Source organism: Flagellimonas hadalis (assembly GCF_007785775.2).
Taxonomy (GTDB): Bacteria; Bacteroidota; Bacteroidia; order Flavobacteriales; family Flavobacteriaceae; genus Flagellimonas; species Flagellimonas hadalis.
In genome coordinates this window covers 106,611-132,907 of sequence record NZ_VNIK02000001.1, presented here as the reverse complement: position 1 = coordinate 132,907, position 26,297 = coordinate 106,611, and the positions used below count along the sequence as shown (strand labels likewise).

At 42.4% G+C, this 26,297-nt stretch carries 20 protein-coding genes and 2 pseudogenes; 12 read left to right on the top strand and 10 right to left on the bottom strand.

Features of this window, described 5'->3' with window-relative positions; all coding sequences use genetic code 11:
* Positions 1–13 precede the first annotated feature (13 nt).
* The 11 genes from FOT42_RS00540 (at position 14) to FOT42_RS00490 (ending at position 12,744) form a co-directional block, all read left to right on the top strand.
* Positions 14–343, top strand: a complete 330-nt coding sequence (locus FOT42_RS00540; RefSeq protein ID WP_192938291.1) for a hypothetical protein — start codon at positions 14–16, stop codon at positions 341–343.
* Positions 344–599: 256 nt separating this feature from the next.
* Complete coding sequence (locus FOT42_RS00535) at positions 600–941, top strand: hypothetical protein (protein WP_151888626.1); 342 nt, start codon at positions 600–602, stop codon at positions 939–941.
* A gap of 142 nt (positions 942–1,083) precedes the next feature.
* Positions 1,084–2,010 carry a hypothetical protein gene (locus tag FOT42_RS00530; protein ID WP_151888625.1) on the top strand — a complete coding sequence of 309 codons (927 nt, stop codon included), beginning with the start codon at positions 1,084–1,086 and terminating at the stop codon, positions 2,008–2,010.
* 4 nt (positions 2,011–2,014) lie between these two features.
* Positions 2,015–3,997, top strand: a complete 1,983-nt coding sequence (locus tag FOT42_RS00525) for a TonB-dependent receptor plug domain-containing protein (RefSeq protein ID WP_417937760.1) — start codon at positions 2,015–2,017, stop codon at positions 3,995–3,997.
* A gap of 32 nt (positions 3,998–4,029) precedes the next feature.
* A complete protein-coding gene (locus FOT42_RS00520) occupies positions 4,030–4,890 on the top strand; it encodes an MbnP family protein (RefSeq protein WP_151888623.1) in 861 nt (286 codons plus the stop codon).
* 55 nt (positions 4,891–4,945) lie between these two features.
* Complete coding sequence (locus FOT42_RS00515) at positions 4,946–5,971, top strand: cytochrome-c peroxidase (protein ID WP_151888622.1); 1,026 nt, start codon at positions 4,946–4,948, stop codon at positions 5,969–5,971.
* Positions 5,972–6,582: 611 nt separating this feature from the next.
* Positions 6,583–7,248 carry a peroxiredoxin gene (locus tag FOT42_RS00510; RefSeq protein WP_151888621.1) on the top strand — a complete coding sequence of 222 codons (666 nt, stop codon included), beginning with the start codon at positions 6,583–6,585 and terminating at the stop codon, positions 7,246–7,248.
* A 53-nt stretch (positions 7,249–7,301) separates the two neighbouring features.
* A complete protein-coding gene (locus FOT42_RS00505) occupies positions 7,302–8,630 on the top strand; it encodes an MBL fold metallo-hydrolase (RefSeq protein WP_151888620.1) in 1,329 nt (442 codons plus the stop codon).
* Positions 8,631–8,716: 86 nt separating this feature from the next.
* Positions 8,717–10,063 (top strand): cytochrome ubiquinol oxidase subunit I, encoded by a 1,347-nt coding sequence (locus FOT42_RS00500; RefSeq protein ID WP_151888619.1) that lies wholly within the window; start codon positions 8,717–8,719, stop codon positions 10,061–10,063.
* A gap of 12 nt (positions 10,064–10,075) precedes the next feature.
* Positions 10,076–11,113, top strand: a complete 1,038-nt coding sequence (gene cydB, locus FOT42_RS00495; protein ID WP_151888618.1) for a cytochrome d ubiquinol oxidase subunit II — start codon at positions 10,076–10,078, stop codon at positions 11,111–11,113.
* A gap of 173 nt (positions 11,114–11,286) precedes the next feature.
* A complete protein-coding gene (locus FOT42_RS00490; RefSeq protein WP_151888617.1) occupies positions 11,287–12,744 on the top strand; it encodes an NAD(P)/FAD-dependent oxidoreductase in 1,458 nt (485 codons plus the stop codon).
* Between the two features lie 221 nt (positions 12,745–12,965).
* Here the strand turns inward: FOT42_RS00490 and FOT42_RS00485 are convergent.
* Positions 12,966–13,217: pseudogene (locus tag FOT42_RS00485) on the bottom strand (transposase); the annotation flags it as partial.
* Here FOT42_RS00485 and FOT42_RS18240 point away from each other — a divergent pair.
* Positions 13,216–13,466: pseudogene (locus FOT42_RS18240) on the top strand (transcriptional regulator); the annotation flags it as partial. The pseudogenes FOT42_RS00485 and FOT42_RS18240 sit on opposite strands and share 2 nt — an antisense overlap.
* Positions 13,467–13,538: 72 nt before the next feature.
* Here the strand turns inward: FOT42_RS18240 and FOT42_RS00475 are convergent.
* From FOT42_RS00475 to FOT42_RS00435, 9 genes are all read right to left on the bottom strand, one after another.
* Positions 13,539–13,778: a hypothetical protein gene (locus FOT42_RS00475; protein WP_151888616.1), complete on the bottom strand. Its 240-nt coding sequence runs from the start codon at positions 13,776–13,778 to the stop codon at positions 13,539–13,541.
* Positions 13,779–13,780: 2 nt separating this feature from the next.
* Entirely contained in the window at positions 13,781–14,509 is a 729-nt protein-coding gene (locus FOT42_RS00470; protein ID WP_226789758.1) for a hypothetical protein, read from the bottom strand.
* A gap of 482 nt (positions 14,510–14,991) precedes the next feature.
* Positions 14,992–16,128 (bottom strand): TlpA disulfide reductase family protein, encoded by a 1,137-nt coding sequence (locus FOT42_RS00465; protein WP_151888614.1) that lies wholly within the window; start codon positions 16,126–16,128, stop codon positions 14,992–14,994.
* A 107-nt stretch (positions 16,129–16,235) separates the two neighbouring features.
* Positions 16,236–16,616, bottom strand: a complete 381-nt coding sequence (locus FOT42_RS00460; RefSeq protein WP_151888613.1) for a DUF2116 family Zn-ribbon domain-containing protein — start codon at positions 16,614–16,616, stop codon at positions 16,236–16,238.
* A 348-nt stretch (positions 16,617–16,964) separates the two neighbouring features.
* Positions 16,965–17,561 carry a nicotinamide riboside transporter PnuC gene (gene pnuC, locus FOT42_RS18465; RefSeq protein WP_151888612.1) on the bottom strand — a complete coding sequence of 199 codons (597 nt, stop codon included), beginning with the start codon at positions 17,559–17,561 and terminating at the stop codon, positions 16,965–16,967.
* A gap of 92 nt (positions 17,562–17,653) precedes the next feature.
* Positions 17,654–19,870 carry an OmpA family protein gene (locus FOT42_RS00450; protein WP_151888611.1) on the bottom strand — a complete coding sequence of 739 codons (2,217 nt, stop codon included), beginning with the start codon at positions 19,868–19,870 and terminating at the stop codon, positions 17,654–17,656.
* A 15-nt stretch (positions 19,871–19,885) separates the two neighbouring features.
* Positions 19,886–20,800 carry a PorP/SprF family type IX secretion system membrane protein gene (locus tag FOT42_RS00445; RefSeq protein WP_151888610.1) on the bottom strand — a complete coding sequence of 305 codons (915 nt, stop codon included), beginning with the start codon at positions 20,798–20,800 and terminating at the stop codon, positions 19,886–19,888.
* Between the two features lie 10 nt (positions 20,801–20,810).
* Complete coding sequence (locus tag FOT42_RS00440) at positions 20,811–22,046, bottom strand: gliding motility-associated C-terminal domain-containing protein (protein ID WP_151888609.1); 1,236 nt, start codon at positions 22,044–22,046, stop codon at positions 20,811–20,813.
* Positions 22,047–22,171: 125 nt separating this feature from the next.
* Positions 22,172–26,245 (bottom strand): DUF8202 domain-containing protein, encoded by a 4,074-nt coding sequence (locus FOT42_RS00435; RefSeq protein WP_192938290.1) that lies wholly within the window; start codon positions 26,243–26,245, stop codon positions 22,172–22,174.
* Positions 26,246–26,297 lie beyond the last annotated feature (52 nt).

The following is a 26,297-nucleotide window of genomic DNA, read 5'->3' as shown; positions in this document are numbered from 1 at the left end:
CATTGTTCCATACGTGGAATATGCGTTTAACTACGATTACATTTCAACGGTTCTATGTGTAAACAAGGAAAAACCGAAACTGAACTGTGATGGCAAATGTTATCTGGCCAAAATGCTTGCCGAAAGTGAGACCAACAATCCTGAAAAAGGCATACCTGTTGCGCAATTGGATCTCTTGTTCATTCCCCTTTATTTTCAGGAAGCCTTACATGTGGCATTTGCCAATTTCCAAGGGAACCACGAGAAAAAAAACTTTGTTATTCCAAATAACGAGTATTCCTATTCGTTTTCACAGCACCTACTGAAACCACCCATTTCAGATGTTACCACAACTCTGGTATAGGTCATCTCCGTGCTTTTCAGCTACAGGACGTCCATTGGTCATGCATTTTTGCTGGGCCTATGTAACATTCCTCATACTGTATAGCTAAAGATTCCTCTATATAGACTTATGAATGGCCTAGATGTAATGAAATAAATTCACACGGCCTTCATAACCGACTATTTATCCCAAACCGTTCAAGAAAAGAATGGCCTAAAACCTTTGTTTTGGGCATCGCACTTGTATGAAAAACTATATAATCATATTTGCATTGTACATGCTACTCAAACCAATGGTTCCCATCGTGGAATACATTGTGTTTTATGATTATATCAAAAATGAACTTTGCGTCAACAAGGATAAAATAGAATTGAAATGTGATGGCAAATGCTATCTGGCCAAACAATTGGCCAAAGCCTCCGAAAAGGAAAAAGACACAAAGGACAAAAAAACTTTTTCCATAGAGACCTCCGTTGTGTTTTGCCAAGAAATCACAAAAGGCTTAGGTGTGGACAACCATTTTCTCAACCTAAAATCCAAAATCTCTGGGTATTACGATCTTTTTTACGATCACTTAAGAGTAGCCAACTTACTCCGCCCACCCATCCGATCGGTTTAAAACATCATGTGAATGGTGCTGCTCCTACTGCTATTCACTTAAAAGCACCTTTTTGCCTATGCCTTACACTTTTCCACATCCATATAAAGTGTTTGGCAAAGCGCATAGATGGTGATTTCCAACAGTTTTAAATACATCAATAATGAAGATTTTCAATCTTGTCATAACGGTGATTTGTATTGCTGCTATGATGTCCTGTACGCTTGACAAAACAGATTACGAAGCGGAATTGGGCGCTGTTGTCACGGATGAGTATGAGTTTGAAGAAGCGTTATCACTCAGTGGCAATGGGTATCAAATTAGCTTGGAGGCTTTGAACGGCACTTTTTTCAAGGGCTATAATGAACTCCGGTTCAACATCACAGATACCGCAACGGATCAGGTGGTCCCAAATGCCAATATAACATTCTTGCCTGTTCGGACGGACGCAGATGACGTGGCCTATTCATGTCCGCACAGGTATGAGCTAGCCTATGAGGCTGCCAATGATCACTATTTGGGATATGCGGTTTTTGACCATGAAACGGCTGCCGATGCCCGATGGGAGGTTTTTCTCACCATAACCATTGGTGATGAATTCTTTTCGGTTCAACAAGAGATTACGGTGGAGCCGCAGCCCAACATGAACCTGAACATGACGGCTTTTACTGGCAATGATGGGGGGCAATACTACATCGCGTTGATCGCTCCAGTGAGTCCCGGAGTGGCAGAGAATGAATTGATAGCGGGCATATTCAGGTACAATCAGCCTGAAGTAGCCGCCGGGGATTTCCCTGACCCATCGCAGTTTTCCTTCAGCAAGGTTCAGAATGCGACGTTGTTGCTAGATCCACGAATGCCGGAACCTTCCATGGGCAATCATTCATCACCAAACAATCAAGATCTGATACAAGGTGAGGATGGGTTGTACCATGGGGTGGTCAATTATACGATGACCGGCAATTGGACCCTGAATTTTATGTTGCAGAGTTCCTATGGCGATGTAATCAAAGGTACTGAGGTTCCCACCGATTTTACCCCAGGTGTGGAAGGCGAGAAAAGTGAACTTCATATCGATATACTATTTTAATATGATGCGATTTTCAATAGCAGTTTTTCTTCTGGCGACCCTGAAAATTATGGGTCAAGAGCAAGAAACACCCTTGGATAGTGTACAGGAACTGAAGGAAGTCCAGGTTACGGCAACCCTAAAAAAGAAGATTGAAACGGCCATGAAAATGAATGTTTCTGTCGATGAATTTTTAGCCTCCTCGGATAATATAAGTTTTATCAAAAGAGGTGCCTATGCTTGGGAACCTTTGCTGAACAACATGGGCATGGAACGGTCTACCATCACCATTGACGGTATGCACATCTTTGGCGCCTGTACCGATAAAATGGACCCTATTACCTCCTATGTGGAAAGCAACAACCTTGCAGCGGTGGACATCACATCCGGGCAGCAGGGAAGTTCCAATGGGGCCACCATTGCAGGCAGCGTGGACCTAAAAAGGAAGAGTACACCCTTTAGTATGCAACCCAACTGGGCGGGCACCTATCAAACGGGTTTTGAACTGAACAATGAACAGTTCTACAATCAGGGGAATATGGCCTATTCCAGTCGGAATTTTGTGGCCGAGGGAAGCATTTCCTACCGCAAGGCAGAAAATTACACCGATGGGAATGACGAGGTTGTGGACCATTCCCAATACCAAAAGTTCAATACTTCCGTAGGGTTGGCCTATAAGACAGGTGATTTATCATCGGTTCGGGTAGATGCCATTTTTGATGTGGCCAAAGATGTGGGATATCCCGCTTTGCCCATGGATCTGTGGCTTTCCCGTGCGCTTATAGCTTCAGCCACTTACAAGCAATTTTTTGAGGACGGAATAGCAAAGGTGTGGGATGCCAAAGTCTACTACAACGCTATCGAACATTACATGGACGATACCACCAGACCTGAAAATTTGGTGCATATGGACATGCCCGGTTGGAGTACGACCTACGGATTGTTATCCAAAATCCACCTGCAAAAGAACAGGTTAAGCTCGGAGGTTCAGCTGAATGCTTATGATAATCTGTCCATTGCCGAAATGCGAATGTATCCGCAGGACAGAAGCGAGCGCACCATGTTCGCCTACAGCTGGCCTTGGGTTACTACGCAATACGCAGGACTTTCCGTGAACAACTCACTGGAAGTATCAGAGCAAAGCGTCGTGGATTTTGGTGGGTCTTTGGGTGTGAACTACAACCATTCCAAGTATGTGGATTTCAATTGGATTTTCTATCCAGGGGCATCCCAGGAAAAAACACGTTGGTTGCCCAGTTTATATGCTGGCTATAAACATAAGTTGGATCAATTTGATTTTTCCATTGGAGCTGGTTATGGCCATAGGGCGCCATCGGTCTCGGAAGGGTACGGCTATTACATCTACAATAGTTTTGATCGATATGATTATATAGGAAACCCAGATTTAAAGAATGAGGTCTCCTATGAATTGAACGCCAGCGCGGGCTTTAGAAGTGAAAAATTCAGTCTGGGGGCCAACGTAAATTATTTCTATATCCAGGACTATATCATCGGTCGGATTTTGAGTTTGGGGAGTCCCATGAACTACCAATCCGTAGGCGTTAAGGGATACACTTCCTTGGACTATGCCACCTTGTTCAACTTTTCATTGCACTCTTCCTATGCCATCACCAGTGATCTGCATTGGAAAGGCACCTTGGCGTATGCGCGTGGGATGGACAATGACAAGGGAAATCTACCGTTCATCAGACCCTTAAGTTATCAAACTTCGTTGCATTTCCAAAATGGGGCGTTGGGGATCCAAACCACGTTGAACGGAGATTTTGAGCAAGAACACTATAGCCCGGAATACGGTGAAGACCTAACGCCCGCTTATACCATCCTAAACCTTTCAGCGGATTATTCATTTACACTGAACACATATAAAACTGTGCTTCAAGTAGGAGCAGAAAATGTATTGAACCAATATTACAGCACCTATGCGGATTGGGGAAATATACCACGAATGGGGAGAAATTTTTTCACCTCTTTACAAATCAATTTTTAAAAAGAATCCATAAATAAACTATTAATTAAATCATGAAAAATTTTAAGAACATCCTTTTACTATTCACGTTTTCAATTGCAATGCTATCCTGCAGCGATAGTGATGATGCGCCCGTCGCAAACGATGTGACATTGAAATTCCTAAATACCTTTGGGGACGAGACCATTGTTTTGGGTGATGCCACCTCTTCAACGGCAACTGAAAATACATCGTCCGAAGGACAGGTGCACCATTTTGCAGAGGTGAAGTACGTGATCAGCAACATTCGTTTGATCCAAGTTGATGGAACAGAAATCCCCTATAACATCAACGATTTGGACAATGGTGCCACGGTGGTGAATCTATCAAATCCATCATCCTTGAATTATGTGTTGAACACGATTCCATCGGGTGAGTACAACCAGATCAAATTTGGGCTTGGGGTTAGAAGCAACCTCAATACTTTAGATCAGGTGAGTTTCCCTAGTTTTTATGCTCTGGCGGGGGAAAACGATACCGAAATGCATTGGGAATGGGGTACTGGATACCGTTTCACCAAAATTGAAGGTTTCTATGACACTGATGACAAAACACTTTCAATCCACACAGGAAGTACCGTAGAAGGCACCATTGATGATGAATCCACCTATACACAGGGTGTGGATGCCTATCGGGAAATTGCATTGGACCTGCCCACAAATGCCACGGTTGGCAGCAGTGCACCCACTATTACCATAAAGGCAGATTTTGATATGCTCCTGAGTGGTGCGACCAACACCATTATTTTGGGAGAGGGCAATGCAACACCCAGTATCCACACAGCTGCCAATATGGTATTGTTCGTGGATAACCTAGGGGGCAATGGAACTTCCGATACAACGGGAATGTTCTCCATTGAAAGTGTAGAAAACTAAAAATGTACAGAGGGCTGCTTGCTTAAAGCAGCCCTTTATTCCCAAAGTTTGATGTATGAAAGCATTTAAATTCTTAATCGGGTATATCGGATTCCTACTCCTTGTTTCATGTAGTACAGATAACCCGGTAACCATCCCTTTCGAAAACCCGGAGGTGATATTGTCCATACCAGAGAATTTCCCTGAGGTGAACAATGCTTTTTATGCCAACGCACCCACCCAATATGGTGTTTCCCTCGGGAAAAAGTTGTTTTTTGACAAACGATTCAGCACGGACAATACCATTTCGTGTGCGAGTTGTCATATACCCAGCAATGCCTTTGCAGATAACAAGCCCCAGGCCATTGGCGTGGAAGGCAGGATTGGTCTACGGAATGTACCGCCCATTCAAAACCTTGCGTTTATGCGTTTCTATAATTGGGATGGAAGCAAGCTGGAATTGGAGAATCAACCTTTGGTACCCATTATTACACATGAAGAAATGGATTCTTCCATTTTAGAGGTTATGGGCAAACTGAAAGAGGATTCAGAAATAGTGGAAATGTTCAGCAAAGCATTTGGAGACGACGAAATAACGCCATATCGGATTTATGCCAGCCTTGCCCAATACGAATACACATTGATCTCTTCCAACAGTGTTTATGACCAGGTCATACGAAATGATGGTGTTTCTTTTACCGAAAGTGAAGCACAAGGCTACGAAACTTTTCAGCAAAAATGCGCAAGTTGCCACAGCACAGAACTGTTTACGGACCAAAGTTACAGAAACATTGGCTTTCCCATAAACACAGACTCCAATGAAGCGGGAAGAGCCAGGGTCACTGGAAATATGGAAGATTATATGAGTTTTAGGGTACCCTCCTTGCGCAATGTGGAATTTACGGCTCCCTATGGAAGTTTTGGACAATTCGCCACCTTAAAGGATGTTCTGGATTACTTTGATGAAGGTGTCTTATTTTCGGAAAATCTGGATGATACTTTTAAAAGCAATGGTAACCGTATTGCTTTATCTGATGCGGAAAAAGAAAATCTGATTGCATTTATGAAAACCTTGAGTGATTCTAAATTCGTTCAAGATTAAACACCTAATCTATAGTTAAGGGCCCTGCAAGTGTCACAAACCTTTAGATCTTCTTTTCATCAATGTAGCTTCTGTGTCAACATCGATCAAAAGTTGATCGATGTGCCTTCAAATTCCGCACAAAAAATAAGCCTCAGAAAGAGAAACTCTCCAAGGCCTTGTATTTACTAGTGATCGCGGAAGGATTTGAACTCCATTCGCTACCCCTTATTTTTATTAGGCTTTTACCTTGCTGATGTTTTGTTACTAACCGAATTACAGACCACTATGAGCAATCTCCTTTCGTAAATAACAAATCTAATCATAAAATATTAAAAGAAATATTTATCAAGCGTTTCTTAAAAAAATGGATTTAAGAGATTTATTGCATAAATAAGATACTCTCAAATACATAAGTTGCCATTTAAAAACAGTAACGTTATTTCGCAATGTCAACCTTTTCCTCAAATGAGCTGTTACCCCGTGATTTTTTTTAAGTTCCTATTCCATCTTGCTTGCTGATTGATTAACAATTAGAAAAAAGTTTGTGTAACATACGTTACTGCCACCACCATAACAATAGATTAATTTTATCATGTAAAATAATTACAATAAATTATACTTATATTATTATGGAAAACTCTTATGTAGAAAAGGAAAAAGTAAATCAGATGCCACGGATTGGGGATTTTGCACCCGATTTTGAAGCCGTGACCACAAAAGGTAAGATCAAGTTCTCGGAATTTGCCAAGGATAAATGGACCGTAATGTTCTCCCACCCCGCAGATTTTACACCTGTATGCACTACCGAAATGAGTGGCTTTGCACAAAGAAAACCTGAATTCGAGGCTTTGAACACCGAGCTTCTTGGTTTAAGCATCGACAGTATCCACGCCCATTTGGGTTGGGTGCATAGTGTTAGGGAAAACACGGGTGTTTATTTTGATTTTCCGATTATTGCTGATTTGGACATGAAGGTTTCCAAATTATACGGAATGCTTCAGCCCAACGAGAGCGAAACTGCCGCGGTAAGGGCGGTATTCTTTATCGACCCATCCAAAAAGATTAGATTGGTCATGTACTATCCATTGAACGTTGGACGTAACATGGACGAGATTCTCAGAGCTTTGGAGGCCCTTCAAACTTCTGATGAGCATAAAGTCGCTATGCCATTGGATTGGAAAAAAGGAGACAAGGTAATTGTGGGCGCTCCAAAAACCTTGGATGAACTGAATGCGCGTTTGGCAGATGATTCCTTGGAAAAAGTGGATTGGTACTTGGCTAAAAAAACAATTTAATAACTTTCATCATGGGCATCTTGCTTTTAAGGTGCCCTTTAAAACATTATTCTATGGAAATAAAACAGTTTGAATACAAACCCTTGGCCCACTATTCTTATGCCATCGTGGACAATGGTGAAATGGCCGTTATAGATCCTGAAAGAAATCCGATGCAGTATTATGCTTTTGCGAAGGATCATGATGCCAAAATAACCGCGGTTATAGAAACCCATCCACATGCCGATTTTGTGAGTTCCCATTTACAAATACACAACGAAACAGGAGCCCCTATTTATCACAGTAAAGATTTGGGTGCCGACTATGAACACGAACCTTTTGATGAAGGCCAAAGCATTATGGTAGGTAATATCAAAATCTCGGCCTTGAATACCCCAGGGCACTCTCCTGACAGCATTACCATTGTTGCAGAAAAAGATGGAAAAACCGCACTATTTACTGGTGACACCCTTTTTATTGGGGATGTGGGAAGACCAGATTTACGCGAAAAAGCAGGTAATATGACCGCGAAGCGTCAAGAACTGGCCGAAATGATGTACGATACCATCCAAAATAAATTCAAGGACTTACCCGATGAAGCCCTGGTATTCCCTGCCCATGGCGCGGGATCCTTGTGCGGAAAAAACCTTAGCTCCGACAACAGCAGCACCCTGGGCAATGAAAGAATGGGCAACTGGGCATTTAAACCACAATCAAAAGAAGAATTCGTACATACCATTTTGGACAGTCAGCCCTTTATCCCATCCTATTTTGGGTTCAATGTGGACACCAACAGACAAGGTCCTGAAAATCTGAGAACCTCCCTAGCCAAAATACCCCTTCGATTAAATACCGATACGGATGGCTTAATAGTGGATGTACGGGATGAAAGCCAATTTAAAAAAGGCCACCTGCAGGGAAGCATCAACATTATGGCGGTTTCCGAAAATGATAAATTTGAAACTTGGCTGGGTTCAATCGTAGCGCCTAAAGAGCCGTTTCATTTGGTTATCGGAAATCCAAAGGATTTATCCAATATCTTGGAAAGAGTATCCAAGATTGGGTACGAAACACAATTACAATCCATCATTACATTGGGCAAGGAACATTTGGTAAAAAGCGCCATTTTGAATCTGGAGGATTTTCAAAACAACCCATCTAATTATACTATTGTTGACATTAGAAACCAAAGTGAGTTAAATGATGGAAAGTTTTTTGAGCAGTCAATTGCACATCCTTTGAACGAATTGAGGGATACGATGAATGAAATACCTACAAATAAGCCCATTGTGGTACATTGCGCAGGTGGCTACAGGAGTGCGGCGGGAAGCAGTATTCTAGAGCATGGACTTAGGAATACAACCATTTTTGACCTCAGTGAAAACGTTAAGGATTTCATTTAAAAAGTTCACTTTTACCTGTTTTATGTAACTGGGGTTACTTGATATAAACACCATGCCAAATACCTTTGAGTCAAATTTTCAACACTATGGAAACTGAAATCCTCGCTCGGATACAATTTGCCTTCACGGTAGCTTTTCATTATATCTATCCACCCCTTAGTATTGGTATTGGCCTTATTATGGTGATTATGGAGGGGCTTTACCTTAAAACCGGAAACAAACATTATGAGGTTCTCACACGCTTTTGGCTAAAAATATTTGCCATAACCTTTGGTATCGGTGTGGCTACCGGAATTATCATGGAATTTGAATTTGGGACCAACTGGGCGGTATACTCTAGGTACGTTGGCGATATTTTTGGTAGTGCCTTAGCTGCTGAGGGATTATTTGCCTTTGGTTTGGAAAGTGCATTTTTAGGGGTTTTGATATTTGGTTGGAATCGCGTATCTCCCAAAGTACATTTTATATCGGCAATAGGGGTGTTTTTGGGATCTATGTTCTCAGCCGTTTGGATTGTAGTGGCCAATAGCTGGCAACAGACTCCAGCAGGCTATCACATCGTTGGTGAGGGGTTTAATGCAAGAGCAGAGGTCACCGATTTTTGGGCCATGGTTTTTAATCCCTCTAGTGTTGATAGAATTGTTCATGTGTGGCAAGGAGCCTTTTTGGCAGGGGCGTTTTTAGTCCTAAGTGTACATGCGTATTACCTTTTGAAGGGCAGATATATAGAAATCTCCAAGAAGGCATTTAAAATAGCCTTGGGGGTGGCAACCTTAATCTCGTTGACACAATTGGTATCAGGCCATAGTTCCGCGGATGGCGTTGCAGAGAACCAGCCAGCAAAATTGGCTGCAATGGAAGGACACTACGAACCCTCTGCTCCAGCAGACCTATACCTCTTTGGGTGGGTGGACAACCAAACGCAGGAAGTGACAGGTATTAAGGTGCCAGGCGGTCTGTCTTTTTTGGTGCATCAGGATTTTGAGGAGCCTGTGACGGGTTTAAATGCATTCCCTGAGGAAGATAGGCCGAGTCAGGTGAATGCCGTTTTTCAATTTTATCACATCATGATTTCAATTGGAATGTTTTTGATAGGCCTCACCCTATATGCCAGCTATCTCTGGTGGAAAGGAACACTATTTGATAAAAAATGGCTACTGCGAATTTTTGCATTTTCCGTGCTCTTGCCCCAAATAGCAAATCAGGTGGGATGGTTTGCCGCAGAGATGGGCAGACAGCCATGGATTGTCTACGGACATTTAAGAACAAGCGAGGGCTTTTCCCAAGAAGTCTCTTCCAATCAAATACTATTTTCGCTGATACTGTTCCTTGTGGTCTATACCTTACTCTTTCTATTGTTTATGTATTCTTTGAACAAAAAAATAAAACAAGGGCCCTACGATGAAGCTAAAAATGCATTAGAAATCATTTAATAAGAGAATCATATGGAAACTTTTTTAGGTATAGATTATCCAACGCTTTGGTACTTAGTTGTAGGCCTTTTATTTTCCGGATACGCCATTTTGGAGGGATTTGATTACGGTGCCGGAGCATGGCACCTGTTCTTTAAAAAAGACTTAAGCCGTCGTATCGCCATTAACGCCATTGGACCTTTATGGGACGCCAATCAGGTATGGCTCATTATTGGTGGTGGTGCGTTGTTCGCCGGATTTCCCGTAATGTATGCCACTATGCTATCTGCCATGTACATTCCCTTTATGCTCTTCTTAATGTTGCTGGTGCTACGTTCTGCCGCCATAAAATTCCGAAGTGCGGAAGAAATGAAATGGTGGCGAAAAACTTGGGATGTCATTTACTTTACCTCCAACATACTCATTGCCTTTTTATTAGGTGTGGTACTGGGAAATATATTACAGGGTTTTGAAATCGGCGAAAATTTTAGCTACCAAGGTGGTATTTTCTTCTCTTTCCTAAACCCCTACGCAATTATGGTCGGCTTAACAACACTATCAATATTCATGACGCAAGGCGCTATTTTTTTGTTGTTGAAAACCGAAGGACATTTGCACGCCAGATTAACATTTCTACTTAAAAAAGGCATGATTTTCTTTATACTTAGTTTTGCGTTTACATCATTTTACACCCTTATCTATCTTCCTGGTGTAACCGATAATTTTAAAGCAAACCCAGTTTTTTTCATATTGCCAATCTTGGCTTTTTTGGCCGTTGCCAATGTACCTAGACTCGTATCCAAAAAGAAATATGCACCCGCCTTGGTATTTTCCTCATTGACCATGGCTTTTTTGTTGATGTTGGTTGCTTTTCAGCTATACCCGGTTTTACTGCCCTCCACAATAGACCCAGCACATAGTGTTACCATTTACAATGCTGCCTCTTCACAGAAGTCCCTAGGTATAATGTTGACCATAGTCCTTATTGGAGCACCGCTTTTGGCTGGGTATTTTCTTTTTTTATATAAGACTTTCCATGGTAAGGTCAAATTGGACGATACAAGCTATTGATACAGCTCAAAATTCAACACCTCGTATGTCTTAAGATAAACAACATCCATTGTTGTTTTCCATTATGCATAGCTGGTCCGCAAAGCAACCCCTGTGAACAGTTTGTTCATGGGTAACAAAGGTTACTGTAGAAGTAGGACAATTAATCTAATTTTATTAAAAATAGAATAAAAGTGTCTAGAATTGTAATCTTAGGAGCAGGTATTGCAGGGCATGTAGCCGCTTCCCACTTACGCAGAAAACTACCCAAAGAGCATGAGGTTGTCGTTGTTTCACCAAACAGCAATTACCAATGGATCCCATCCAATATTTGGGTAGGAATCGGTAGAATGAAACCAAAGGACATCTTGTTCCCATTGGCACCTTTGTATGCAAAAAAGCATATCGATTATAAACAGGCCAAAGCCATAAGTTTTTACCCGGAAGGAGATGCAGAGGAGGTAAAACCTTACGTGCTGGCAGAATACGTGGCAGGAGCAAATAAAGGAACCACGGAAAAAGTGATGTATGACTATCTGATCAATGCCACCGGTCCAAAACTAAACTTCGAGGCCACCGAAGGACTTTCTCCAGGAAAGAACAAAACACATTCCGTCTGTACCTATACCCATGCCGATGAGGCCTGGAACGCATTGAATGATCTGATTCAACAAATGAAACAGGGGAAAAAAGCTAAAATACTTATTGGAACAGGTCATCCAAAAGCCACCTGTCAAGGCGCGGCATTTGAATATATTTTAAATGTAGAGCAAGAATTGAGAAGGCACAAAGTGAGGGATATGGCCCAGATTACTTGGATTTCCAATGAATATCATTTGGGAGATTTTGGGATGGATGGCATGTTGATGAGTTATGGCAGCAATATCATGAAATCCAGTGAGATGGTAGAAATGATTTTTGAAGACAGGGGAATTTCTTGGATTTTAGGTGCCGGGGTCAATAAAATAGAAGATGGTGTAGCCCAATACGAAACCTTGGAAGGCGACTATAAAACGGAAAGTTATGATTTTGCCATGCTCATCCCTTCATTTTCGGGTCATGGTTTTAAGGCCTACAATAAGGGTGGCGAAGATATAACGAACAAACTTTTTAAAGGGTTCATGATCGTGGATGCGGATTATACACCCAAACCCTACGAGGAATGGAGTGTACAGGATTGGCCGGAAACCTATCAAAATCCATCGTATCCTAATATTTTTGCCCCAGGCATTGCCTTTGCACCGCCTCACGGCATTTCCAAACCACGGCAGAGCAAAAATGGAACAGATATTACACCTGCTCCTCCAAGAACCGGAATGCCATCGGGTATTACGGCCAAATTGGTGGCAGATAACATCATCGAGATGATCAAACACTCTAATAATGAACTTCATCATAAAGGATCAATGGGCAACATGGGTGCTGCATGTATCGCTTCAGCAGGTTTTGGTATGACCAAGGGAAGCGGCGTGAGCATCACCACATATCCCATTGTGCCCGATTACAATAAGTATCCAGATACCCAGGGCAGGAAACTAGGCAAGACTTTTGGTACCATAGGTCTTGCAGGTCACTGGCTTAAGTTGGCCCTGCACCATGCCTTCATATATAAAGCAAAAATGAAACCCTTTTGGTGGTTGATTCCTGAATAGAAAGTTATGACACGAAGAATATCCAAATACAAACGATTTCTAATGATGAACCCAATAATACAGTTCTTTAAGTTCATCTATTTGAGCATCAAAATAATGATTGTAGTCGCTGGTGGACATGGGGGGACCCGAGAGATCAATTGAACAACTATCTAATTTGACACTATCCCAATAAGTGTGTAAGTTGAAAATAACGGGGGTTTGACTTTGTTAGAGTCTGCCCTTTTTTTCATAGATGTTGGGAACTGGTTTAAAATGATGCCCCAGTTCCTGATGGGCATGGACCACTTCTTTGTGGCCTCCCTTGTGGCCAAATATACGGATTTCATCACCGCATCGTTGGTGGGGAAGGAAAGCTTGTTCTTTGTGTACTTCCTGATCTTCCCGTTCAGGTTCTCTATAAGGTTGGTGGTATATATGATCTTCCGTATCTCGACGGGGAATTCGTAGAACACGGTAAGGTCCTCCCAGTTGGAGACGGAGAAGCTCGAACGGGTGGCCAAGGCACTCGGAGTGACCAAGGAGGCCATCGAGAACTTCAACGAGGAGACCCCGCCATCAACTATTTCAACAGCTTTTACGACAACAGCTTCAACAACGGGGCCTTCAACGCACACCACTGCAACTTCAACCCTCTGGACAAGGTCGTTGAACTCTACGAACGCTTAGTGCAGGCGGAGAAGGACAAGGTCGCCTACCTTGAAAAGCTCATGGGCAAGTGATCCCGTTCAAACCAAAGCATTAAAAAACCGCCCAAAGAGGCGGCTTTTTTTAGTCTGATTAACTTTTTCATATTAAATTATTTTTCCTATAACCACCAATAGCATGAGTAATAAAAAGAATATTAAAGCTATACCTAATCCTAATTTTGAGTGGTAAGGGTATAAATATTCTCTATTCCCACCATATGCTTTTGGCAATGCAACACCTATCAAATAGACACATGCAATCAAAATAAGAATCCCTGTTAGAATCGGATAATTCTTTAGAATATCAAAACAATACTGAAAAAAATCCCTCAATAATCCCTTCATTTTTAATCCTCTTTATCTGATGTAAATATAGACATCATTAAATTATATGCTGCAGACAATATATTTGAATCGTCTTTGGTAATGGCTTTGGTGGGAATAAGCTTTTCACTTCCCTTGACTCCTATATACGTTGTAGCAGCATCAACAGCCAAATCTGTTGTTTCATCTAGTCCAGCCTCATTGTTACCAGTTGTAAAAAGAACTGTCGCCTTTATACCTTTTCCAATCATTGATGTTGTTCCTCCAGCAGCGGCAAGTGGAACGGTTACCTCTGAAGTTGTTCCTCCTGATGCCAAGGTTACCATTGAAGCATTCTTAGCAACCTCCCCTCCATTTTTATCCAACTCTTCCCCTATCATATATGCCGCTCCTATAGCAACATCACCTGCATTTTCATTTACTGTTATTGTCAAATTGGCAATCGCATTTTTCTCATCACTTCCATAACCTACATTTTCACTATCCCCACCAACAGATGAGTTATCACCTTGACTTCGCAAATTACTTAGATCACCCTTGGTTCCTGTAAATACGGAAAAAAAGTTAGCAACGGAATTAGCTATTTTATTTGAGGCTTCTTTAGCCTTCTTTATTAAATCATCGCCAGGCCCCGAACCATTTGAACCTCTCGGTTTCATTCCATCGGGATCAATAAAGAATTTAGGATTATCAAAAGCATAATTGTACGGACTGTGCCTTCTCATCTGCTCCGCCAAGGGATCCAACTTCATCCACCTTCCCAGTGTGGAAACGCTGGACATCGTATACCATTCTCGTCGGAGAAAATTGAGCACCTTCCAACACGACACAAAAATCTGAATTTCAAGTCACTAACACCCAATATTGAATGGCTCAAATTTTCCGTTTTTGGTGGTCTCAACCATTCGACTCATCCACAATGGTACCCTTATAGTTTTTTGGCTGATTTCCAACTACAAGCAGGACAGAAAGAAGAAGCGATTAAAAATTATAAAAAAAGTTTGGAATTAAACCCTGAAAATGAACAGGCAATTGAACAATTGAAGATGTTGGAATCGCAGAAATAAAAAGAATGTTGCCAACATTGTATATGAGCCCATAGCAGCGTTTGTACTTCATCTATGGCTTTTTCGTAGATTCAATTTAAGACTGTGCCAAACCGAAAAATTAGTGCATAAATTTGCTGTGGCTCATCCTTTACCCTTGTACGTTCCTAAGCCTTTGGAACGGTTCATTACTGGCCTGGCTCCAAATGTTTTCCAAGTTTCCCCCTCAGGCTGCCCTTATTATAGCCGATCCATTTGTCCACGATGGTACCATCGGGGCCTATCAATACGAAGGTGGGGAAGGCGTTGACCCCATATTTGATCGAGGTCTCACCATATCTCCCCTTTCCGTCCCAAATGCTTGTCCAGGCCACATGGTCCCTCTCCAAGGCTTTTTGCCAATTTGCCTTGTTGGGGTCCCCTGAAAATTCGACGATCTTCAATATATCCGGATAGGTCTTGTTGATTTCCTCCAGTTCATCCGCGGCAAGGATACAGGCACCACAAAAAGCCGAGGTAAAGTCCAGCAAGGTATATTCCTCCCCCAGTTCCTCGGAGAACTTTACGTTCTTTCCCGTTTGGTCGATTCCTTCAAAGTCCTGGTACCGGTCCCCTTCTTCCAGGATGTTTTCCGTCAAATAGACCTCGACCAGCTTTGCATATTTGCTCCCTTTGATTTCCTTGGTGTACCGGTTATAGATGGCACGGACGGAATCCTTGGGCATCATTTTTTTGAGGTACCCCAGGTATATGATACTGGCGTAGGTATCATTGTGCGTTTTAACATAGCGCATCCTTAGCCCGTCACTGACACTATCTATCTTTCCGATCTCCTTCCATATCTCCGCTCCTTTTTGCTCCTGCTCTTCTGGGGTAAGGGCCATGAACGCATGGGTCATGGAATCCCTTTTGACATCATATTCCTTGGTAAGGTCCGCAAGGTCGTTGAACCCTTCTTGGACCTTGGAACCTGACACCTTCACCCTCCAGGGGAAATCGGATCTGTCTCCACTGATCTTGACAAAATCATTGCCCATGAACAGAAATGCATACACCAGCTTTCCTTCTACCGTGGCGCTTAAAAACAGTTGTTCCGGCGGGGCGCTCAGCTTCCCGTCGAACCTGAAGTGACCTTGCTGTACCTCGGTGCTGTCAAAAACGGCTTCGGTCGTGGTATTGGTCAAATAGACCTTTGTGCCGTTTGGAAAGCCCTGTACCTTTCCATCTATGGTGAAACCGTGTTGTTCCGGTTGTTTCGTCTTGGTGTTACAGGAAATGAACAAGGCCACTGCCATCATGGCAAGAAATACGTTGGATTTTATCATTTTACAGTTTTACATTTTACCTACTTCGTTGGACTATCCTATTGGACAGCCGTGATCAGTTTACATGGGCACTTTTATCCTGTGATCAAGATCCAAGCTTTGCCAGCTCAATCTTCCTTCTCCTGCAGGGGATGGTTGTCCTTGATCACGAGCAATAGTTTATCGTCCTCCAAAAACAGGTAGCCCATCTCAAAACAGAAGTAATATTCGTCCCCTGCCCGGGTCCGATAGATGTTCGTATAGTAGGAAAAGTCAAACCCTTTGATCAATAGCTCCTCCCGGCCCACCTTGGTTGTTCCGGAACTCCGCCAATTGAGCTCCTTGATGATCTGTCGGTTCTTTTTCAGGATACCCACGATCCTACGCACCAATTGGGAGTGTTCGTTGTTTTTGTTGTAATTGTAGGTGCTACGGCACTGGTCGTCACAGAATTTTTTGTCCGAGCGGCCCTGAATGGGTTCGTTGCAATATAGACAGTGCCTTTCCATTTTCCTTTCCTTCCAAAAATAGGGATTTTTGGGAATTGTCGGGAAATGCCCGCAATCTGATGGTTTTCCAAGGTAAAGTTCCCGAAAACGTGCCTCCTGTTGCCTTTAACGGGCGTGTGTATAGGGGATGCCTAGGCGATGAAAATAAATTTACCGGATATTAACGGCTAGCCACCGTCTTTTGGTTCGTGCATGACTGGAAACGCCGGACATAGTATACCACCCTCGCCGAATAACATTGGGCACCCGTCCTTAAAATACAAGAAAATGACTTTCAATACACTACAACCAAATATTGGATGGCTCAAATTTTCCATTTTTGGTGGTCTCGCCCATCCGTCCCATCCACTACACATCAAAACCCATATCTTTTACAATCGATGATTTTCTTTGCCATTTAAGATACCCTAAAATTCCAATAACACATAATACGATTGTCTGTCCCGCACATATATACAACTCCCTATATACAAAAAGCGTGATTGCTATGCAGTTACCAATAGTAATATAAATCCAACTCTCTATCTTTCCTTTAGCCATCAACCACATTCCTGTAAAGGAAAACGAATAGATCATCGCACACCAATATGGCATCCCAGAGTTTGTAAAATGACGCAATAGATATGAGAAACCAAAAAGGCAACACAGGACAACCAAGTTCGATGCCCTGTGCTCAAAACAGGTGGAATACAAAATTAATGATGTTGGCTGTCTTTTTCTTATGAGCCAACTACTCCAACCGTAAATGTTTACGCCCAAAAAGATGAGATTTATTCCAACCTCCCCATATAATCGAGATTGCCAAAGCTCCCATACTAAGATCAAAATGGAACCTATTCCGAAAAGATAGTTATATATACTGACCTTTCTTGCCAATAGTACTTGGAATATAAGAAAGGGCAATACAGGAAACTGTAAAAAAGAGATTTCGATGTATGGCTCCATTGCTATTGATTTATTGACCAAATCCCTCTGCTCTCCAAAAAAATGGTGCTCGTCTATACTGACAAACCTGCCTTCGGATTATTACCCATAATTTAATCTACTTCATAAATCCAAAGCTTTTCCCGGTATTCTCCGTTATTCAAACGATTCAGTTTCCCTTTTGCTTCTTTAAAAGTTTTAAAGTATCCTAAGTACACATATAGAAGATGATCTTTTTCAATAACCTTTGGTTGCAGACCCCTATTCTGTAATTCATCCATAAAGGATTTGAAATACTTTTCCGTTTTGAAAACATTGGCTATCAAATAGAAACCTTTCATGACATCTTCCTCGAGTTGCCATCCGTAGGCATCACCATCCATACCTTCTTCCAGTTTTCGATTTTCAAGATCAATGTTGGTTCCATGTCCAATAATAAATTCTGTGCGCCTATTCCTAAGATGTTGTTCCTCCGTACAATCTGCTTTTTCGTTACAATCGTTCAATAGGTACTTTTCTCCCAATCCAATGTAAGTCAATCTAGATGGGGAAATCCCCTGCTTCACCAAGTAGTTGAAAGTGGCCTTTGCCCTCCGCTGCGACAGCTTCAAATTATAAGATGCCGCTCCCCTACTATCACTATGGGATCTAATCGAGATTTTTATTTGAGGATGTAGTTTAAGGGCCTCAACAATTTTCTCCAATTCCACAATAGACTCAGATGTTAAGGTATAGTCGTCAAAATCAAAATATATCTTGTTCAAGTTAAGTACATCTGAAAGGTCAGTTTGGTTCTCTCCACCAATAGGTTTTATAACGCTCTTGGTCAAACTAAGGTCTAGAGGTGACCCAGTGCCTTTGGGCACATATTTATCCGTTGTATCATATCCCTCCTTGTCCACTCGAATGGTATAATCCTCCATCAAATTTCTTGACAGGTGGTAGTTTCCCGCTTCATCGGTATGGTCTGTTCCCAAAGCTTTCCTATTTACACTCAATAGGGTTATGGTCGCCCCTTGAATGGGTTCCCCTGTTTTGATATCCGAAACCCTTCCTGTAAGTTCTTGTTCAAAAGCATTGGTCACCGGTCTTTTTTCGATAAACCCATAAATATTGTCCACCCCTTCCCTATTGGAACTGAAATAACCCTTTTTGGTCGTATCGTCCATCCAAAAGCCATAGTCATCAAACGGGCCATTGGTAGGTTCACCTAGATTGTACAATCCTTTTTTGTCCGACTTAAGGTCCACATAAAAAATATCATAGCCTCCCAAGCCAAAATGCCCATCAGAAGCAAAATAAAGCCCATAATCGTCGGTGATGAAAGGAAAGGACTCCCTCCCCTTGGTATTGATGGAAGGTCCAAGATTGACCGGCTTCCCCAAACTCCCATCACCCTTGATAACTACGGAATAAATATCTGTTTCCCCTATTCCCCCGGGCATATCGCTCACAAAATAAAGCGTATTGCCATCTGGAGAGAGCATTGGATGCGCCGTTGAGTAATTATCCCCATTGATGGAAAGATCCTCAGCGTCTTTCCATTTCCCCTTGACCATAGTTGCTCTATAAATTTTCAAATGGTCAACTTCATGCTTCTTTCTATCCATCTTTGGGGAACTATTGGTCCTTGTAAAATAGATGGTGTTTCCATCTTTGGTGATTACCGGGCTTGACTCATGATATTTGGCATTCACCACACCTTTGATGGGCCTGGGCGTTCCAAACTCAAAATTCCCTTGCTTTATTTCCACTTTATAGATATCCAGAAAGGGATAACTACTCCATGTATCTATCATTCTTGTGCGGCCTTTGCTTCTGGAAGATGAAAAATAGATATAATCCCCTTGGACAAATGTCCCAAAATCGATATCATCGGAATTGAAAGAAATTGGCACCAAATCCACCCTGTCAGCATTTTTGGCTATAATTTGTCCATAGTCCAATGAGGATGCCAGATCTTTGGCCCGTATACCGGCTTTTTGCAAGAAAAGATCATAAGTAGACGCTGCCAGACTATCATTCCCGCAGGATTTCAACGTTTGGGAATACCGTAGAAAATATTGCGGGTCGGAAACCTCGAATCCATCAAAGAGTTTTTCGTACCAGTTTTCGGCTTCTTTATAGTTCCCATTGAAATAATAAATGTCACCAAGTCTTTTGAACAGTTCTTCGGAGGCAAATCCTTTGTTCGCCACTTTGAGATAAATGGATTCGGCATCGATATAATTTAACTTATCAAAGTCTTCATCGGCTCGCTCCAACTTAAGTTCCTGACCCATGGAAATCATCGAAAACAAGATAAGGACAACTGGAAATATTTTTTTCATTTGCTTCACTGGGTTTTAGAAAAATCTTGGTGAAACTTTTCCACTTTTACTATTTCGAACGATAAAGCGCAAAAAGATTTCATGGGAGCCTGAATTATACCTTGAAATTTCTGTCGTATCAAAATCATAGGCATAGCCCAACATCAAATCGTCGGTCAATTGAAACCCGGCAAGGGCACTGACCGATGCGTTCCACCTATACGATGCTCCCAGAATCAATTTTTCCTCTATCATGACATTGGTTGAAAGATCAAGGGACAATGGTGCTCCAGAAACCATTTTCAGGAGGGCGGCAGGTTTGATCTTGATATGGTCATTAAGATCGAACACATATCCCGTAATGGCGTAGAAATGTAACCGTTCCATGGCAGTGGAAACTGCCACTTGATCATAGTGGTCCGTTTCAAGTACATTTGGTGACGAAATACCTAAATACCAACGCTGTGAATAGAGGTAGGCCCCCGCACCTATTTGGGGAGATATTTGATTGATGTTCTGGGAAAGTTCCACATCCGTGGGATCATAGGTATTTAAACGGCCGAAGTCGATATCCAAGTTGGACAATCCGGCCTTGAGCCCAAACGCCAATCGCACCTTATTCAAATACAGGGTGTAGGACATGTCCATCACATAAGAAGATTCTATAGAGGGGCCAATCTCATCCCTTAGCACTGAAATTCCCAAAGACAAACGATTTCTTACGGGACCATGGGCTGAAAATGAGAGCGTTCTTGGCGCACCATCCAGGCCGACCCATTGGGAACGATATGTGCCGCTTATGCTCAAATCGTCCCAACTTCCCGCATACGCCGGGTTTACAAGGACCGTATTGTACATGTATTGCGTGAACTGTATATCCTGCTGAGCCTTTACTGTTCCCAAAAACATCAAAAAAAACAGGGCCAGAACAGTATGGCGCTTTATTTTCATTATCAATTGATTAGTCATTCGCATTAATGTATAAGTAACCGGCCTTTTTGGCTATTCGGATTTCTCCGTCATTCCCATAATTATATCTCAATACATAGAAATAGGTCCCTGCCGGCAGTTTTTCTTCGCTTTTGTAAGTGGTAGGAGCCTGTGAGTAACCTCTAAACACGTTGTGCGTTTCATTGTAGCCCTTGGCCTCATACACTTTGGTTCCCCACCGATTGAATATCACCAATTCATTATCCGGATATTTGGAAATCCCATCAATGAAGAAAAAGTCATTGGTTCCATCTTGATTGGCCGTAATGGAATTGTACACCACCAGATTTTCCGGCAACAATTCTTCTTTCTTGATTCGTGCCAATGTGAACATCCCATACCCTGAAATCTCGGAGATTGTGGTAACGGTTTCACTGTTTACATCCACAACACCCCCTTCATCTACCCAAAAACCTTGATCGGGATCCCAACGAACAATATGGATGGCCGATGGATCGGCCAACAATTCGTCGGCTGTAGTCTCTTGGCTCCAACCAAGGGTCAAAACAACAGGGGCATTGCCTTCCACCTGTTCCAAGACCCAATACTCCTTATCATCTATAAATTCGATGATGCCAACAGCCAAATCATGTGGATGGATTTCGTTGCTATTTTCCAAGTAATAGGTAGCGGAAACCAAATCCGTTATGTTTGACAGCGCAGAAACCTGTGCATTGCGGTGATATTGATTGTGTCCGATAGGAAAATCAAAGGCCTCATTACCTGCCTTTAATGCCGTACCATCCAAAAAACTGGCATCACTGGCCCCATTGTGAGTGGCACCATTCTCAAAGACGATCACACCTCCTGATCTATTCTGAACAACACCATTGATAAAATCAGAATTTCCATTTAAACTCCATGTGGCATCAACAATAATCTTCCTTGCTGCACCGACCATATCGAATACGTTATTATACAATTCATACATCTGGCCTCCTGTAGCATGCTGGTCAAGCAACCCTACAAAGTGGGTCGTACCCGTATCATATGAATAGGTCCAATCCCCTTCATTCCCAATGTTTCCGAAGAGGTAAAGTTGTCCATCATTGAAAAGCGTTGCTGAAGAAGTATTTTCAAGGTCATCAAGAACACTAAGCTCCGTATCCGGCAAAATGGCAAGCACACCTGAATTGGAAGTTTGACCCCAGATAAAAACACCGGTACACAATGCAACAAGTATTAGTAAATTTCTTTTTTTGTTCATTTTTTATGTTTTAAAAGAGGGTGGGGAAAGGAAGTTTCCCTCCCCCTTGCTCCTCTTTCGCCTAGCATTGGTAAAACCACAGTCAAATTATTGTCAACCAAACAACAGTTAAGGAAACATAGATGCTAGAACTTCATTGGTTTTTCCACTCCACCTTGAAAATATTTCCCATGACGCATAAAATCCCCTGAGCTTATGACTCCGAATGAGAAGTATTTGGTCCCTTCAAAATTGAAAAGCACTTCCAAATAACTTCCATTCAAGGTCATGGGAACGGATTGTACATTGGAGGAAAAATTCGCATCATCCGCTACCACCAAAGCCAGGTCCGAAGCATCGGTAAAACCACTGGCCAGCGTACTTGGTATGCGGACCATTACATCCTCGACCGACCCCGTTTCAGCGATCAACCAATTCCTGGTTAATTTTTCAGCAAAGACCGGCGGGATTCCGGCATTTACAACCGTTGTGGTACCATCGTCATTCCCCCAAAGCAAGAAGCTCTCTTCGGTATTGAACACATTGCTATTCGAAACATTATCCGCTTCTATTCCCCCTAAACCGATTGTTACCAAAGCATCCCCGTTGACTGATTGGGACTGCTTCTGATTCAAGGCCCAACTATCATCTCTTCCGATACCGGCAATATCATTGTTGTACAAGGCATTGAACGTCATATCCCACAGTCGGGTTCCCGTGGATCCGTCCCAATCCCCAGCATAATAGTCTTGGTTCAGGGTAATGCCATATTTTATGGCGAGATAGGAATAGACACGCTCCTTTTCATACTGTTCAAGTACACGATTGTAAACGATGCCCTCATTGATAAGCCCCACATGATCGTCAGAATAGGTATTAGGTTCATTACCTAGGGCGATATAGCCTTCAGAGCTAGCGTTTGCCAGTGGGTAAATACCATCTGCCAAATTGGTAGACTCCTCATTGTTCATGCCATTGTAGGACAACAATGCCTCACCAGGACTGGAACCATTGGTTATGGAACTCCATAAAATATAGGGTGTGTTCAAGGTCAATGGAACGGAATGTTCAATGGTTGCTGGACTACCATCGGTTACCCGGATTTGCATGTTCCCACCTGCGCCTTGGTAACCAAGTCCTGGACGGTCATAACCCCCACCGATACTAATGGTACGCCGTTCACCTCCAAATGAAGTGGGCACGGAAACCGAAATCAATGTTACAGGGTCCGTTTCGTCCACAAAATTCAAATACTGTCCGTTCAATCGGTCATTCCCACCGTCAAAGTCACCCCCTGGATTAAAATTCAAGCTGTTCTCCACATAAGTTGGTTGAGACCCTGCACTGCTTTCGAAAAGATCAAGCCCATTCCCACTCATATCTGCTATCGCTGATACTGCAGTTCCTTCCCCCCCACTCGAAACCCCGGCATTGAACTTGTACCATGCTGTTAGGTTACTGACAACCCCTCCGGGAGAAGCAACAGAATATCCAATTGTAAATAAATCCCCATCATTAAGATCAACGCCGGAAAACACAGCTTTTCCATCGACAACCGTACCACCGACAACAGTAGCATTGGTAAAATCGCCATCGCCATCGGAATCTATATAAAGCTCTGGATCCCATGCGGTAGGATTGATTTCAAATGTCAGGGCAAGATTGGAAACAGCTCCCGTTTCCTGTACTTTCCATTCCCTACCCATACGATAAACAGCAGAAGCACCAATCGGTATTTCCGTAGTTTGAAGGGCCGTGTTGCCATCGTCATTTCCCCATAACAAAAAGCTTTTATCTGTTGTGAAATTGTTGGGATTGGCTATATTGCTTGTTGCTATTTCACCTAAACCAATGGTCACAATCGCATCCCCATTTACGGATTTGGATTGTTTTTGGCCCAAGGCTTGAAAATCATCCCGGCCAATCCCAGCAATATCATTATGATAGGTTTGGTTTGCGCTGGCATCCCACACTACCGTGACACCATCCTCCGCGACATAGTCCCCTTCGTTGATCCCATCCCCGTTGGACGCTTCAAAAGATGAACCATTATTATCATTATCGCTTGACAGCGTAATACCAAACTTAATCGCCAGATAAGTCTCGATTTTTTGCACATCTGCCGGAGCCAGTTTTTCATTATATACTATAACTTCCGCTATTGAACCGAAATAGGATTCATCGACACCACTTGGCCCATCAGAGCCAATTCTAAACCCCCCATCCGCTGTAGTGATATTATAGGGTGTTATGGGCTGAAAAGTTGCCCCATTAATTAGAAATTCACCACTACTATTATTTAACCAAGAGAGGCCTTGAATGTACGGGGAATCCACCCCTACTGTGGGGCCATTGGCAATCGAAGTATTGGAATTATTGTCATAATAAAAAAAACCGTTATTCAATAATCCAATGGATGGATCTTCGGCATCAGAGCCATTAAACCCTACCGCTACATCGTAATTTCCATTTACTCTGTGTGTGGAACCTACATAGAACACTGTTGCGTCCGAGCCGGATGTGAGGGGGGATTTCGACGAATTGCTGAAGAACGCTGATCGGCTTCCAGGAAAATCAAACGCTCGATTAAAATTGATGGATGATTCTAAGAGGGTGGGAATTCCCGTGGCAGTCACATCAATCCCCTTCAGACTTTCGTCTTTCCATAATGAAACCGTGGACAGTGAATTTGAAACATACCAAGCGGAAAGCCCTGTGTTAACACCTCCAGGTCCGATTGGAACAATACCAAATGCGTCGCTCAATTCTGATGTGGAACCATTGTCATTGTTAGTCAACAGCGCGGTCCAATAACCTGTAGTATTTCCTCCACTATTTAGCGTAACCATATGGCTTCCACTTACAAGACTATTGACAGTTTGAATATAGTTGCGTGCGTTGCCTACAATATCCGATGACTCATTTGTATAGAATTCGACATCACAATCCGTACAGAACGCAGGTAAGGTAAACGTAACCTCATAATTTCCTCCACCGACATCCTCTGATGAAACAAAAACAGGGACTTCGCCATCTGCTCGTTCATAACCATTGTTTCCATTGTTGCCAACATTATCAATTCCAGTCCCATTATTGTAAAAGGAGTTTTGTGAATAGAGAATGTCATCGGCTTGTTCATTGTATATCCCAACATTGTTGTTAAAAAAAGTATTGGTGGTTATTTCGATAGCTTTCACCCCTCCTGTACTGAACAACCAAACACCATTACCATCATTAGTGGAATGGTTGGAAAAGGTATTACCGGATATGTCATATTGGGTAATCGCATTTGACACATTGATTACTAGGCCAGCCCTCTCATTGTTGTCAAAAACACTGTTCTGTATTACATTGTTTGTACGGGCATAATTGTTGTAAAATTCAATCCCATCGTAACAATTGATAAAGGAGCTACCGTCAATGGTAAAATTATCGGCATCCAAAACCCGGACCCCATCAACATCGGCCTCATTGATGGTTACATTTTCCAGGGTTATGTCCGACGCCGAGTTTTGGAAATATATTCCGTAATCACCATCGTTGTTCGATCCAAAAAGATCAAGGTCAAGTAAGGAATTACGAATCGTAACATTGGTTGCGGCCCCAACAAAACGTATGGCTATGGCAGTGCCTCCCGATCCATTTTGGTAATTGAACCCATCTATCAAAATGTTGTCCGCGGTCCCTGTAATTTGGATACCGTGCTGACCGGATTGTGGATTATTGTGTGTGAAGTTCAACACAGTAAGGCCAACTGCGTTCCCTGCAAACAATATGGCTTGGTTGAAATAATTTCCGTCATTGTGCAATGAAACAATATCTTGTATGGTAATGCCCGATGGACTACCATCAAAACGAAAGGGTTCATAACCCGTATCCTGCAATATAAATCCTTTGAAAGTAGCATTATTTCCATTTCCGTTGGCCCTAAAAATATTTCTGTTATTATCGCCAGATCCAGCATCAATGGTAATATCACCAGTACCATCACCATCAATATCCCCATCTATGGTAACATCAGAAACGGTCACTTGTGGAAGACTTGATGACAAAAAGATTGTTTGGCCATTCAGCAACACATCAAAATTGATGGTATGCGGTCCCGCTCCAGAAGAATTTGCATCCAAAATAGCTTGTCTCAAAGAACCGACTCCTGAATCGTTGGTGTTGGTGACTGTAAAAACTGCTGCATTACAGACCACCATTGGTACCCACAGCATAATGATTTTTAAAAAGACGCCAAATGGTTTTATCTTGATACTCATCTTAAAA

Excerpts from the sequence above, each read along its gene's own strand:
- FOT42_RS00515 (WP_151888622.1), top strand. The coding sequence starts at position 4,946 with ATGAAAGCATTTAAATTCTTAATCGGGTATATCGGATTCCTACTCCTT.
- FOT42_RS00505 (WP_151888620.1), top strand. The coding sequence starts at position 7,302 with ATGGAAATAAAACAGTTTGAATACAAACCCTTGGCCCACTATTCTTAT.
- FOT42_RS00450 (WP_151888611.1), bottom strand. The coding sequence starts at position 19,870 with ATGAAAAAAATATTTCCAGTTGTCCTTATCTTGTTTTCGATGATTTCC.
- FOT42_RS00535 (WP_151888626.1), top strand. The coding sequence starts at position 600 with ATGCTACTCAAACCAATGGTTCCCATCGTGGAATACATTGTGTTTTAT.
- FOT42_RS00445 (WP_151888610.1), bottom strand. The coding sequence starts at position 20,800 with ATGAAAATAAAGCGCCATACTGTTCTGGCCCTGTTTTTTTTGATGTTT.
- FOT42_RS00475 (WP_151888616.1), bottom strand. The coding sequence starts at position 13,778 with ATGAAGGGATTATTGAGGGATTTTTTTCAGTATTGTTTTGATATTCTA.
- FOT42_RS00465 (WP_151888614.1), bottom strand. The coding sequence starts at position 16,128 with ATGATAAAATCCAACGTATTTCTTGCCATGATGGCAGTGGCCTTGTTC.
- FOT42_RS00500 (WP_151888619.1), top strand. The coding sequence starts at position 8,717 with ATGGAAACTGAAATCCTCGCTCGGATACAATTTGCCTTCACGGTAGCT.
- FOT42_RS00510 (WP_151888621.1), top strand. The coding sequence starts at position 6,583 with ATGGAAAACTCTTATGTAGAAAAGGAAAAAGTAAATCAGATGCCACGG.
- FOT42_RS00520 (WP_151888623.1), top strand. The coding sequence starts at position 4,030 with ATGAAAAATTTTAAGAACATCCTTTTACTATTCACGTTTTCAATTGCA.
- FOT42_RS00440 (WP_151888609.1), bottom strand. The coding sequence starts at position 22,046 with ATGAACAAAAAAAGAAATTTACTAATACTTGTTGCATTGTGTACCGGT.
- FOT42_RS00460 (WP_151888613.1), bottom strand. The coding sequence starts at position 16,616 with ATGGAAAGGCACTGTCTATATTGCAACGAACCCATTCAGGGCCGCTCG.
- FOT42_RS00435 (WP_192938290.1), bottom strand. The coding sequence starts at position 26,245 with ATGCTGTGGGTACCAATGGTGGTCTGTAATGCAGCAGTTTTTACAGTC.
- cydB (WP_151888618.1), top strand. The coding sequence starts at position 10,076 with ATGGAAACTTTTTTAGGTATAGATTATCCAACGCTTTGGTACTTAGTT.
- FOT42_RS00525 (WP_417937760.1), top strand. The coding sequence starts at position 2,015 with ATGCGATTTTCAATAGCAGTTTTTCTTCTGGCGACCCTGAAAATTATG.
- pnuC (WP_151888612.1), bottom strand. The coding sequence starts at position 17,561 with ATGGAGCCATACATCGAAATCTCTTTTTTACAGTTTCCTGTATTGCCC.
- FOT42_RS00530 (WP_151888625.1), top strand. The coding sequence starts at position 1,084 with ATGAAGATTTTCAATCTTGTCATAACGGTGATTTGTATTGCTGCTATG.
- FOT42_RS00470 (WP_226789758.1), bottom strand. The coding sequence starts at position 14,509 with ATGAAGTTGGATCCCTTGGCGGAGCAGATGAGAAGGCACAGTCCGTAC.